Origin of the sequence: Rhodococcus sp. 14-2496-1d (genome assembly GCF_002259365.1) — a bacterium.
Classification (GTDB): domain Bacteria; phylum Actinomycetota; class Actinomycetes; order Mycobacteriales; family Mycobacteriaceae; genus Rhodococcoides.
Window position 1 is genome coordinate 1 of the sequence record NZ_NPFV01000027.1, and the last position, 12,311, is coordinate 12,311.

15 protein-coding genes are annotated in these 12,311 nt (G+C 62.9%); 10 read left to right on the forward strand and 5 right to left on the reverse strand.

The window, feature by feature from the left end; genetic code table 11:
* Positions 1–510: 510 nt before the first annotated feature.
* From CH296_RS18970 to CH296_RS18990, 5 genes are all read left to right on the forward strand, one after another.
* Positions 511–744: a hypothetical protein gene (locus CH296_RS18970; protein WP_094685513.1), complete on the forward strand. Its 234-nt coding sequence runs from the start codon at positions 511–513 to the stop codon at positions 742–744.
* Between the two features lie 98 nt (positions 745–842).
* A complete protein-coding gene (locus CH296_RS29010) occupies positions 843–1,010 on the forward strand; it encodes a hypothetical protein (protein ID WP_179277774.1) in 168 nt (55 codons plus the stop codon).
* A 142-nt stretch (positions 1,011–1,152) separates the two neighbouring features.
* Positions 1,153–1,386 (forward strand): hypothetical protein, encoded by a 234-nt coding sequence (locus tag CH296_RS18980; RefSeq protein WP_094685515.1) that lies wholly within the window; start codon positions 1,153–1,155, stop codon positions 1,384–1,386.
* Between the two features lie 647 nt (positions 1,387–2,033).
* Positions 2,034–2,315, forward strand: coding sequence for a hypothetical protein (locus CH296_RS18985; RefSeq protein ID WP_143546388.1), 282 nt, complete (start codon positions 2,034–2,036; stop codon positions 2,313–2,315).
* Positions 2,316–2,542: 227 nt separating this feature from the next.
* The gene (locus CH296_RS18990) at positions 2,543–3,424 is read left to right on the forward strand and encodes a tyrosine-type recombinase/integrase (protein ID WP_256980516.1); all 882 of its coding nucleotides are present in this window, start codon (positions 2,543–2,545) and stop codon (positions 3,422–3,424) included.
* Here the strand turns inward: CH296_RS18990 and CH296_RS18995 are convergent.
* The 3 genes from CH296_RS18995 to CH296_RS19005 all read right to left on the reverse strand — a co-directional run bounded on the left by CH296_RS18995 (position 3,421) and on the right by CH296_RS19005 (position 5,212).
* Positions 3,421–3,747, reverse strand: a complete 327-nt coding sequence (locus CH296_RS18995; protein ID WP_143546389.1) for a hypothetical protein — start codon at positions 3,745–3,747, stop codon at positions 3,421–3,423. The genes CH296_RS18990 and CH296_RS18995 overlap by 4 nt on opposite strands.
* Positions 3,748–3,843: 96 nt before the next feature.
* Positions 3,844–4,350 (reverse strand): DUF2637 domain-containing protein, encoded by a 507-nt coding sequence (locus CH296_RS19000; RefSeq protein WP_094685519.1) that lies wholly within the window; start codon positions 4,348–4,350, stop codon positions 3,844–3,846.
* A gap of 13 nt (positions 4,351–4,363) precedes the next feature.
* A complete protein-coding gene (locus tag CH296_RS19005; protein WP_179277775.1) occupies positions 4,364–5,212 on the reverse strand; it encodes a tyrosine-type recombinase/integrase in 849 nt (282 codons plus the stop codon).
* Between the two features lie 838 nt (positions 5,213–6,050).
* On the opposite strand from CH296_RS19005, the gene CH296_RS19010 reads away from it, so the two are divergent.
* Complete coding sequence (locus CH296_RS19010; protein ID WP_143546390.1) at positions 6,051–6,608, forward strand: hypothetical protein; 558 nt, start codon at positions 6,051–6,053, stop codon at positions 6,606–6,608.
* A gap of 165 nt (positions 6,609–6,773) precedes the next feature.
* Here the strand turns inward: CH296_RS19010 and CH296_RS19015 are convergent, their stop codons facing one another.
* Complete coding sequence (locus CH296_RS19015) at positions 6,774–7,274, reverse strand: hypothetical protein (protein WP_094631400.1); 501 nt, start codon at positions 7,272–7,274, stop codon at positions 6,774–6,776.
* A 1,071-nt stretch (positions 7,275–8,345) separates the two neighbouring features.
* Between CH296_RS19015 and CH296_RS19025 the strand changes: the two genes are divergently transcribed.
* The 4 genes from CH296_RS19025 to CH296_RS19040 all read left to right on the forward strand — a co-directional run bounded on the left by CH296_RS19025 (position 8,346) and on the right by CH296_RS19040 (position 11,581).
* Positions 8,346–8,669: a putative quinol monooxygenase gene (locus CH296_RS19025; RefSeq protein ID WP_218830266.1), complete on the forward strand. Its 324-nt coding sequence runs from the start codon at positions 8,346–8,348 to the stop codon at positions 8,667–8,669.
* Between the two features lie 109 nt (positions 8,670–8,778).
* Entirely contained in the window at positions 8,779–9,960 is a 1,182-nt protein-coding gene (locus tag CH296_RS19030; protein WP_179277776.1) for a lipase family protein, read from the forward strand.
* A 339-nt stretch (positions 9,961–10,299) separates the two neighbouring features.
* Positions 10,300–10,470, forward strand: coding sequence for a hypothetical protein (locus CH296_RS29015; RefSeq protein WP_155290791.1), 171 nt, complete (start codon positions 10,300–10,302; stop codon positions 10,468–10,470).
* A gap of 82 nt (positions 10,471–10,552) precedes the next feature.
* Entirely contained in the window at positions 10,553–11,581 is a 1,029-nt protein-coding gene (locus tag CH296_RS19040; protein WP_032394649.1) for an LLM class flavin-dependent oxidoreductase, read from the forward strand.
* A 19-nt stretch (positions 11,582–11,600) separates the two neighbouring features.
* Here the strand turns inward: CH296_RS19040 and CH296_RS19045 are convergent, their stop codons facing one another.
* A complete protein-coding gene (locus CH296_RS19045; RefSeq protein ID WP_045194528.1) occupies positions 11,601–12,308 on the reverse strand; it encodes an enoyl-CoA hydratase-related protein in 708 nt (235 codons plus the stop codon).
* Positions 12,309–12,311: the final 3 nt, after the last annotated feature.

Genomic DNA, 12,311 nt, shown 5'->3' on the forward strand with positions numbered 1-12,311 from the left:
TCCCCGAAGTGCCTCCGGGGGACTACTCACTCGCCAGTCTTCCCATCATCGAACGACCGAAGCGTCGCGGCTGACGCGACATCAGCGCGAGCATTTATGGGCGGGTCCAACTGTTCGGAATTCCCGATGAGTTGGCCGTATCCTGGGGCGATGGAATACCTGGCACCCGAAGCGCCGCCGAAGCCGAAGCTCGACGTCCAATTCGGGGACTGGGTCTATCGACACCAGAACGCTGACTTGTTGAAGGAAGTGCGGGAGCGGACCAGGACCTTCTCTGGCCTGTTCAACGACTACACACGCACGCTCATGGTCGAACCGGCGACGACGACGTGCTGCGACATCGACCTGAGGCTGTACGGAGATCGGACGGTCACAGACCTTGGCACACCCGCGCCTATGGTCTTCGCGCGCAGCAGGCTCACATCGCCGCCGTGTGGCCATTGGATCTACTGGCGGCCGCCCATCGAGTGAAGGCTCCCAATTCACACAACGAAGCGAGGAAGATTGACGATGAACAAGCTTCGAGTGGGAGATCTGGTGTGCCGCAGTTGGCCTGGCTGTGTCGACAGCGTGGGTGTCATCACTGAGATCACTCCGATCCACACCATGTTCGTTCAGGAGCCGTTGGTTCCGGGCGCGATCGTGAAGGTGGAGTCGGGTCCGTTCTGGGGTCAGGTTGTGCCGTTCGAGTTGGCGGATCTCAGATCAATTCACGAGGGTCGAACTGTCCGGAGCTTTCGGTGAGTTCGCCGTATGCTGAGCGCATGCTCTTACAGGAATCGCCAACCGGCCGTCGTACCGTGACGTGGTCCTGCGGTCACGTGGGATGCAACTTCATCGTCGTGAAGGACGTGACCGGCGCACAGCCTGGCGACCACTTCGATGCACCTGAGATCGCTGCCCACAACGTCGACGTCCACAGCTTCCGTCGATACGCCGGCACCAGCACTGGTCGAGAGTCGTTCACATTCATGTCCCTGCCGGACCTCGCAGTCGACGAGAGCGAGTAGCGATGGCAGAGGCCGTGTCATTTACTCCGCCTGACGACGAGGGCCAGGCCGGGTGGGTTCTACTTCCGGACGGCCGTCGCGGTTACCGATACGAAGGTTCGGATGACGTGATCATCCACAAGGAACCCGCGGGGGAGTAGCTATGAGCGATTGGCATGATGCCTTGGCGGCATCGGAGCGTGAGCTGGGCGCGCGGTACGCCGCGGGATCCGACTCGCGCGGGCTCATTCAGGACGCCATAGAGCACTACATGCAAGCCTGCCTCTTTCATCTGGACGGAAACACATATCTCGGCGCGGGTGGCAACGACTCGAAGGAGATGGCCCGGTTCATAGGTCGGTGCCTGACCGCCGCGGGGTTCTCGGTAACGCGCTGACCTATCGGCTGCGGCCATCGAAGCTGCTGTCTGTGCACTCGCCGGTCATCGGCGGTGTGTAGACGACCTGGCCGCACTCCCGGCACGCATGAGTCCGGTGGTGGTGGATCTCGCAGGAGCAGACCTGAGACCCGACGAGCACCCGGCAGCCGCGAAGTTCGTGCCCCGCTGGGCAGTGACTAGGCGCGCGCTCGGCCCATCGATCGCCGATCCGGTACAGCTCCACAAACGCCCTCCCGAACGTAGTCGCGGGACACGATTCAGGCTTCCCTTCCCGACCGCGCCCCGCTGACAGTCACGCTAACAGAAATCGAACACGCGTGCGAATGGATACGTGAGGTGGTGGCGCTGATGACTGCTGTCGATTGTGTCTGGTGCCGAGGTGTCGGCCGCATTCCTGCCGGAGAAATGCGTCATGGCAAATCGGTGTCGTCGTGGCCGGATCAGCAGTGTCCCGATTGCGTAGGTCTGGGCGTGCGCGAGCCGTCGCCGCGGCGTCGGTGGCCCACGAACTGATCGGTGAGTATCGCCCGATCGCAACGCTTCTCAACAGGAGGAGGTGTCGCCCTGTGTGGTGGCAGATAGGCGGAGCGGTCGCACTCGCGGCCGTGCTCGCATCGAACGAATTCACGAGAAGGAGCACCATCATGGCAGTAGGAATCGAATCCGCCAAGGCAATCGCCGAGGTTCGCGAGGCAGTGGCCGCCGAGGTCGATCAGGCAGCGACGAAGATCATCGAGGCGACCGGAGCAGACGCGGACACCGCCGCCGAGATCCGCACGTTGCTCGCACCCGTGAAGGGGATCATCCCCGACGAGGCGGTCGAGGATGGTGCCGGCGACACGGGCGGCACTCTCGAGCCCGGTGCGTCCGGTGTGAACGACTCGGGTCAGACCGAGGCGGTGCAGACCGACGAGACCACGCTCTGACCTGAACCGGTCTGCGTGAACGAAGCCCCACCCGGAATCCGTTCCGGGTGGGGCTTTTTCGTGTCCGAAACCAGTACCACTGTGTCCGTTTCGGGCGTACTGTGGCGAGAATTAGAAGCGGCCCCGGCCGGTGCGGGAACACCGATCGAGGCCTTGCCACCCACCAATCGATACATTGGAGCGTGACCGTGCTGAACGGTACCGTGCTGCACTCTGCAGCGCAGCCTATGCCCGTAATCGACCGCGAATTCTACGTCGAGTCTTTCTTGCAGCGCTGGGACGGGAACACCCGCATCAGTTACCGTGCAGACCTGACGATGTTTCTACTGTGGTGTGACACAAAAGGATTCGATGTGTTCGCGATCCGTCGTCAGCACCTCGAAATGTATATGCGGTATCTCGCCGACGAGCGGGGCAACTGCCCATCGACAGTCCATCACCGACTCGGCACGCTGAAGCTGTTCTACGAGCTTGCACTCGACGACGACCTCGTGACGAAAAACCCTGCGCGCCTGTTGAAGATGCCGAAGATCCATCGATCCGTGAACGAGAAGGTGCACCTCGACCGGAACGAATTGCAGGCAGTGTGCCGCACGGCGTACGAATCATCGCCCGTCGACTACGCGCTCGTAGTCATCATGGGCTACACGGGATTACGTGTCTCGGAAGTGTGCGGCCTCGACGTCGGCGACGTCCTGTCGTATTCGCGTGGCCACCGGATCATGACGTTCGTGCAGAAGGGTGGAGCGCAGGCGATCGTGCCGCAACCCCCCGTGGTCATGCGCGCGATCGATGCAGTAGTCGACGGGCGCACGACCGGGCCACTACTGCTGCGGCGAGACGGGACTCGTATGACCCGACGCTCCGCCGATCGTGTGTGCAAACGTGTTGCTCGCGCGACCGGGATCACGATGAACGTCTCACCACATACGTTCCGGCACAGCATGATCGTCAACGCAATCGACGCCGGAGTTCCACTGCGTGAGGTGCAGCTCGCCGCCAGGCACGCGGACATCTCGACGACGATTGGGATCTACGACCGAGGCCGTCGCAACCTCGATACCCACGCATCGCACACGTTGGCGGCATACCTGGGTGCTGTCGCTTAATTTCCCTGCACGCGTTCGTACTCGACGGTGTTGATGCCACTGCACCTGAACGTGTAGAGCGCCGCATTGGTAGACGTGCCATCACGAAATGTGCCGCTGACGACTGCAGACGACCGGTCGTACGAGATGTCGACGACGTCGACCCGTGATTGCGAAGTGAGTCCATATAGTTTCAGGTTCACGCTTCGTTCGCAGGAAGACTTCATGACAGACTCTTGTGCGTCCGCCTTATCGCTTTCACGATTGACGCCCCAGAAAATCACAGCGCCACCGACGAGCACGAGAATGCCTACGAGGATCCACGCCTTGTTCCGTTGCATCACGCTGGTCTGTCTACCAGTTAGGGAGGAACCCGACAACGCCGTTCATTCGGCTGAATGAACGGCGTTGAGTCCGCCAATGCAAGAGGTTCTGTCCGTCTACCCTGCGCGGCGGGCGTTGCGAAACGAGGCACCGAGGTCAGGCACCTCGCTCTCGAATCCCTTGGACCTGGGCAGTATGGGCGTCGGGGCGATGGTCGTGATGGCAGAACTCGTTTCATTGATTAACCGTGGCCGACGTGAAAGTAAGTACGTCAGGTGGGTGACGGCCAGCAGGGACAGCGGCGGCACGGCTGCGACGAGGACGCGGACAGCGATTGGCAGATCGCCGGTGTAGGTCGCGTGCAACGTGTTGCCGGCCAACGAGATCACCGCACCGGTCGCGAGCAGTGACCACGCGTACCAGCGGTGTTCGTGAAGTGCGACGACGGCGACGGTGGCGACGAGCACCAGGCCGTCGACGATCAGCGGCCAGACCCAAGACTGTGAAGTCGGTACCCCGGATCGGTCGGCGAGATCGCGCAGCGCGGTGAAGCTGAGCCAGAATGCGCCGAGCGCGATGAGGATTGTGCCTGCGATCGATGCCGCAGAGGGGAAGCGGGACATGGGTTCTCCTGTGTCAGGCCGCGAACAGTCCGACCCCGGCACCGGCGGCGGCGCGGCGCATGGACTGTTCGGGAACGTATGTGTAGATCTGCGTGGTGGTGACCGATGCGTGGCCGAGCAGTTCCTGCACGGCGCGGATGTCGCGTTCGACGGCGTAGGCGAGGCTGGCGAATCGGTGGCGGAGTGTGTGTGCGGTCCAGCCGTCTCCGAGGGCGCGGGAGACGAGCTTGCCGAGGTAGTGGGCGCTGATGTGTCCGTCGATCTGGCCGGGGAAGACCCAGCCGCTCGGAAGGAGGCGCAGTGTTGCGGCGAGTTGGTCGTCGATGGGGATCAGCCGTTCGGTGCCGCCCTTGCCGATGACGCGGAGCTGCCAGCCGAGTAGGTCGCGCTCGAGCTGCTTGGTGTGCAGCCGTGAGCACTCGCCGCGGCGCATGCCGGTGAACGCCAGGATGAGGATCATCATTCGGACTCGGAGGTCGACGTGTCGCAGGGCGTCGTCGACGACGTCGTTCGGTGCCGGCCGTGGCCGGGCTCTCGGGATCTTGACGGGTGCGAGTGTGAATGCGGGGTCGACGGTGATGTGTCCCATGGCGTGGCCCCAGCGGTAGAACGTTGCGAGCGACGAGCGGTAGCTGCGCCGGGTCTCGGGAGCCCAATCGTGGTCGGCCATCCACTCGACGAGATCGTGTCGAGTCAGATCCCAGGGGGAGTGGTTGCGGTGGTCGTGGGCAAGTCTGCGCAGGTGGTAGGTCCGGGTGTAGCGGGTGTCTTTCGACCGGCCCGCGTGGCGGAGTTCTTGTTCCCAGTCGGCGATTGCGTCGAGCCATTGTGGTTGCACGATGAGCATGTTCATACCGCTCATCGGTACTGCGGACAGCAAACGTACTGGGCGGTTCGGTTGGTTCGTAACCATCTCTATACCTCAACGTTAGGTTCAGTGGTGAAGTCACACCAAAACAATTCTGGGACGCTGGTACCACTCACCAAACCCGTGCCCCCGGTCATGCGGGGATCGATTCGGGCATCTCGAACCGCCTGCGCGCAACGATGCTGGTCACCGCCGCAGTGTCCCTTAATCAGCGGGTCCGGGGTTCGAATCCCTGATGGCGCACAACAGGTGCCCCTGAACAGCATATTTGCTGGTCAGGGGCACTTTTTGTTGTCTGGTTATGTGTAGCCGACCGCAAGCTTCGCGAAAATCGCAACTCCCTGACCTGCGGGTTTTCAAGCGGCGGAGGACGTTTCAGAGACTTGACTCCCAATCGCAAATACCGGGAGTCAGGTCCCGGTTGCTATGCCGCTGACCTGCGAGTTGTGTGCCGGATTCGCACCGCCGGGTAGCTGATGGACGTCTGTGGATGCTCCAGTCATCACTTACTCATCTTTTTGAACCCTCGCAATCGAACGCAAGTGAACCGTGCAAGGCGGCGACTCACCCAGGTGGACCTACAGGCCGTTCGGACTACTCCCACCGATCCCGTCACGCCTGTGTGCGACAGAGTGAACCCGCCCGCGCCCGAACTCTGATTCGCCTGCCACCACGAAGGCAACAGCGCGGCAACTGACGAGGGCGAGCTGACCACGACGCCTCAGGCCGTGGCTTGTGGAGGAACGGCCGGGCGTGTTTACTGGCGCTCGGTGACCCCGCGTCCGTCGGCTTCGTCTGGCGGTCCTCCTAGTTCGCGGGTTTTCATATGTGGTTGCAAGAAGTAGAGGGTCGAGTCCTCGAACAATTCATCTACGACGGTGTCTCGCTGGCCGACGCGAACGCGATGCGTCGCTTACCGCCGGTGCACCGAGATCTGTTCGACGACTTCGTGTTTGCCGCCACGGCCGTAGTGGTGGGGGAAAGCGACTGGAGCAGATTTCCCATCGCTTGCTTGGGCTACATGTCGGCCGTGCACGGCGACCTCACGTTGGTGCCGCCATTGATACCTCCCGACATCGCCGACGTGGTGGCGGACGTGCTCTTACATTTCACACCGTTCAAATCCGGAGATGAGCGCGTTGCGGATGGGTCGCGCATCAACGAAGGACAGTACCGACTTGCGGAGGAATTGTTCACCCGTCTCGGGGGTGATCGTGGGGACGGCGCACGTACTGCCGGGGCGAGAGCACACAGCAGGATGATGTCCGCGCCTATTGCAGATGCGTTCGTTCATCCTGTGATCGGGGCGCACATCTGGAGCGATGTTCTCGCCGCTCCGCGGGCATACCCGGGCAGCAGCCCCGAAGTCGTCGTTCTCGAACTCGTCTGAATGCCCTAGCGCAGAAACTATTCCAACCCGAGTTGGGGCCTTCGTATCCGTAAGCGCAGACAATAGACGATCGCGGCTGTCGCTGTCGTGGGCAATCAGCCACCGTCCCCACCCGACACCCACGTCCGTGTCGGTCTCCGGGTGGGGTGATGAGGGTGTGGGCGGCTACGAGCTGCCGAACAGGTTCCCCATCTCCACGCTGCCGAAGAACCCGCCGCCGGGAGGCGGGGGCGTGACCAGGGTGACCGGTACGCCGTCACCGAGGTTGAATGAAGCGATAGGCGGGATATCGGGGGTCAGAGTAAGACCGGTATCGGAGTCTCTGCAGAGAGCGGCGACAAGGTAGTCACCGTCGGGCAGTGTCGTGGTGTAGGTAGCCGTCCCGCCCACGGCCGGGGCAAAGGATCCGCCCACAACCGGCACGAATTGCTGGTCGACGATCACCGTGGTCGCGGGGTCGTCGGTTACCCAGACTTCGCAGCCGAAGAGGACTCCGTCGGACTTGACGTTGGCGAACTGGACGGTGATGACATTGCCTTCGGCTGTCACCTCGGCGTTGCCTGCGAAAACGACGGCTCCAGCCAGGGCGGGGTTGGCAATCAGGGCAAGGGCGGTCGCGCCGGATACGGCAGCGGCGGCAGCCAGGCGGCGGGCGGCGAAATTCATCAGGGGCTCCTTGCTATGGGCGATCAAGACTGATCGGTTCGATGCTGTCACGGGGATTGGTGTCCAAGCGTGTCTTTGCCATAAACCCAATCCCGCGACGAACCGAATCGAGACGCTCGCCGATGACACCAGAAAGGCGGGAGCATGCAGTCGATTCTCCCTACCGGGTGGCCACGGCGGCAGAAGAATTCGTTCTTCGGATGGCTTTCGAGTACTGCATGAACTGGAGCTTGGTTGCACGGTGACAGCGCGAAAGATGCTGTGGCGCAGTATATGCAGGGCTTACAGGTAACGCTGCATATCAAGTTCGGTCGTATTGTTCCGAGTTCGCGAGGAATGAGGCAGGCTGGGGGTGCGCCCGCGACGTCGGGCGCGGACCCACTGGGCTGACAGACTGACTCGGTGCGTCACAACGACTTGTCGAAGCGATTGTTGAGTGCCACGTGGTCTCCCTCGCTGGGATTCTGTGGGTGCGCCAGTACGGCAACCATATTGAACACCCTTGACGCCCGATGCCGTGACACGTTCACGGTCGTCGGCCTGAAGCGCCTGGATGGCTTCCGATGGCGACGCCGCGCACACTATCGTCGAGACGTATCCGCTTCCGATCCAGCCCTCGTACTGGGCAGGAATGAACATGTAATCCTCGAACAATCGCATACCACACGGTCTCATGTTGACGTTTTCAGACAATCCACATGGAGCTCCGCGTCTGTCCTGATCAAGCGGGGATGTGGACTCTTGCGCACGATGAAGTGAAGTCGAGCGCGGCGAAGACAATCCCGGGTGGGGCTGTCGAATGTCCTTGCCACGCAGACGAGGAGTGCTGACGAGACTGGTCGAACGGGTACCTTGCACATGTCGCAGTCGGCTGCGGCTACCCGCATCGCAGATGCACTCGGGCGCAGTACGGCAACAGTTTCCGGTATGGCGAACCGAATATTTTCTTCGTCCTGCGGCTGCCAGTAGCGTGCCCAGTCCGTCACGGATCCGCACCATCGTCGATTGTCCGACCCATGCTGCATGATCGCCGTGAACCGCAACTGATGGTCAGTCGAAAGGAAGCTCTCCATGGCAGCCGAAACCGCCGTCCTGTCCGGTGTCACCGTCATCGTCTCTCACAAGACCCTGCCGAACCAACGCGACGCCGTCCGAGCTCTCTGGGAAAAGCACATGGCACCGGCCGTACTCGACAACCCCGGACACCTCGCCTACTACTACGGTCTCGACGTCGACGATCCCGATGGCATCACAGCCTTCCAGCACTACCGCACCGCCGAAGACGCGCTCACGTTTCTCCAGCACCCCGCCTACCGGGCGTACGAACGTGAAGTGGCACCGCTGTTGGCCGGCGCACCACAGGTGCGCAGCCTCGTCCCGACGTGGATCAAGTAGGTAAGTAGCGCCATGATCGTGATGGCGATCCGTGCACGCGGCCACCGCACTTGTTGCGGCGGAGCAGCGAATGCGGATTGGTGCGCAGCGCCGCATACTTGCTCGCGAGATGAAACTCCCACGGGTCACCTTCGCTTCGTTCGCCCTTGCCGGGGCGCTCGTCATGTCGGCTGCACCCGTCTCGGCGGCTCCCGTCGCTGCCGATGTCTACGGAGCGCCCGTCGTCGGCCTGGAGGCGTACGCACCCGGGTCCATCGTGCGCCGAGAATCAGTGCCGCAGCTCGACCTCCTGGGAGCACGCACCGAACGCATTCTATATCGATCGGCCGATCCCCGCGATCGTGCGGTGGCGGTGTCGGGGCTTCTGGTGACACCGACTCGGGCTTGGGACGGTGCAGGACCCCGGCCCGTGATCGCCTATGCGCCAGGAAGTTACGGGGTTGCCGATCGTTGCTCGGGGTCGACCGAGCAGGGACTGACAACCACGATGCCGGCACTGCTTCCACTGCTGGCGCAGGGGTACCAGGTGGTCACGACGGACTACCAAGGGCTCGGAACCCCGGGTGAGTACGAGTTCCTGGGCCGGGTCGCCGGCGGCCGTGCACTGCTGGACGCGGCACGGGCCGCAGCACATGAGACCGGCGCGCCCGTCGTGCTCTACGGATACTCGGCGGGCGGCGTCGCATCGGCCGCCGCCGCAGAGCTCGCATCCACCTACGCGCCCGAGTTGTCCGTGGTCGGGGCCTTCGTCGGTGCCGCTCCGACCGATCCGGTGGTCCGCGTCGAAGGCCAGGACGGCTCCGCATGGGCCGCGACGATGCTGTACACGATCGACGGTCTGATCGGCGCACACCCCGACCTCGCCGACCGGATCCGCGCCCTCTTCAACGATCGCGGACGCGCGGCTCTCGATGCGGCACAGGACTTCTGCACCACCGACGCGCTCGCGTACGGACCGCTGCGATCCGAGGATCTGACTGCTGACGGCTCGTCCCTGGGAGAACTGATGACCGGGCCCGTGCTCGGGCCACTGACCAAGGCGAACACCGTCGGGTTCACCGCGCCCGTCGCGCCCGTGATGATCGTGCACGGCGTCCACGACGCGTCCGTCGAGATCGAGCAGAGCCGACTGCTCGCGCAGCGTTGGCGCGCCGCGGGTGCCGTGGACATCACCGTCCGCGAGTTCGATTTCGGAACCGAGCTCGTTCCGGAGTTCGACCACACGGCCACGAACGTCGCTGCCTACCCCGAGGTGATCGGATGGATCGATCGACTTGTCGCGCGGGCGTGATGCGACGCGTAGCAGTTGCAGTGACGTAGATCACCCGTGACCGATGTGCGCTTGCTCGCCTTCGATTCGACTCACTTTCGACAGCTACCAGGTGCAGGGCGTACCGGAAAGCCTGCTGCATCAGATAGCGGACCGACAGAACATGATCACCATTGGAAACGAGGCCACACCATGAGCAACCGCAGAAGTCTCTCCAGCCGACTCTTCGAGGGTCTCGGCCGCATCACTTGGGGCTACGGCAAGCGCAAGCTGGACGAACGGCGCGCACGCAAGCGCGGACAGCGATAGGCCGAATGGTGGGTGTCCGATTTCGGCACCCTCGGTCGGTACGGTGCAGGGATGGACGGATTCGAGGTAGGCGACGGAGTCACACCGCTGACCGGGCCCATGGCAGGTATGTACGGAACCGTGGTCTGGTTCTACGAGGACAAGCAACAGTTGCTCGTTCGCTTCGGCGCTTCCCAGCAGATGTACTACGCGGCAGACGAGCTGAAACGATGGGGTGAGTAGTCGCCGGCTCGACCCAGATCGGAATAATTGAATCTTCACCGATGCTGATGGAGTCGACCAACCCGAATCGAAAGGTCCCACCATGCATCTGGGCGTAGACAGCTTCGTCTCTTCCGTGACCGATCCGACCGACGGCCGGGTGATCGCTCCCGAGGAGCGAATGGGTCACCTGCTGGAAGAGATCGCCCTCGCGGATCAGGTCGGGCTCTACTCGTTCGGCATCGGCGAGCATCACCGCAGCGAGTACTACGATTCGGCTCCGTCGATCATTCTTGCCGCGGCAGCCGCGCGCACCGAGAACATCCGACTCGGTAGCGCAGTCAAGGTGCTCAGCGCAGACGATCCGGTACGGGTGTTCCAGGAGTTCGCCACCCTGGATCTGATCTCCAAGGGCCGGATCGACCTGGTCGTGGGACGTGGATCCTTCACCGAATCCTTCCCGCTGTTCGGCCTCGACCTGGCCGATTACGACTCGCTCTTCGCCGAGAAGCTCGACCTCCTGCTGCAGATCCGCGACAACGTCGAGGTCACCTGGTCCGGTCGGCACCGCCCGGCACTGACCCGTCAGGGCATCTACCCGCGTCCACTACAGGATCCGTTGCCGATCTGGGTCGGCGTCGGTGGAACGCCTGAATCCTTCGCTCGCGCAGGGCTTCTCGGGCTCCCTCTGATGATTGCCATCATCGGCGGAGAACCTCGACAGTTCGCCCCGCTCGTCGATCTGTACCGTCGCGCCGGAGCGCAGGCGGGCCACCCGCCGGAGCAGCTGAAGGTGGGCCTGCACGTGTTCGGCTTCGTCGCCGAGACCACGACGGCCGCAGCCGACACCATCTACCCCGGCTGGAACGAGATGTTCACCAAGATCTCTCGGGAACGTGGATTCGCTCGGCCCAGCCGGCAGCAGTTCGATGCCACCTCCGGTCCCAACGGTGCGTTCTTCATGGGAGATCCGAAGACGGTGGCGGACAAGATCCTGCGAGTGAGCGATCAACTGGGAGGTGTGGACCGGCTGTCGTTGCAGATGACCAATCCGCGACTGGCGCACAGTGACCTGTTGCGCGGGATCGAACTCCTCGGCACCGAGGTCGCTCCTCTGGTCGCAGGTAGTTAGCGCTGCGCTGGCGGCTCGGTCAGTTCGAGGCCCATTCCATTTCGTCGACGCCTGCGACAGGCGTCAGAAGAGAACGGATCTCGGCCGAGTACATGGTGCGTTTGATCTCGCCCAGGACGTCACCGCGGGTGCCGGCCAACTCGGCTGCGCGCGCGATGGCGTCCTCGCGCACCCGCTCCTGCGTCGAGACCGCGTCGACCAGGCCGAGCGCCATGGCGTCGCCACCGCCGTACCGGCGGCCGGTCGTCAGAGCCTCGTGGAACGCATGTGGAGCCAACCTGGCACGCACCATGTCGACGGTTCCCGGGCTGTACGTCGCACCGATGTTCACGCCGGGGAAGCAGAGAAATCCGCGATCGGATCGCATGATCCGGTAGTCGTGCGCCATCACGAAGAACGCGGCACCACCGTAGGTGTGTCCCTGCATTGCCGCGACGGTTTGCATCGGAAATGTCAGGAAGCGCACCAACATCTCCTGCACCGTCCCGATGAATCGGTTGATCTGGTCGAGGTTCTCGGCACCCCAGGACAGATCGACTCCCGTGGAGAAGAACTTTCCCGTCGCCGTCGTGACCAGCGCAGCAGGACCCGTTCCGGTCTCGATTTCGTCCAAAAGCGCGTTGATCTCGGCAACCCAGTTCGGGCTGATGCGGTTCTCGGTATCGTCCACACCTCGACTGCCGAGGTTCAGCACGAATACGTCGTCGAATCGTTCCAGGTATGGCATATC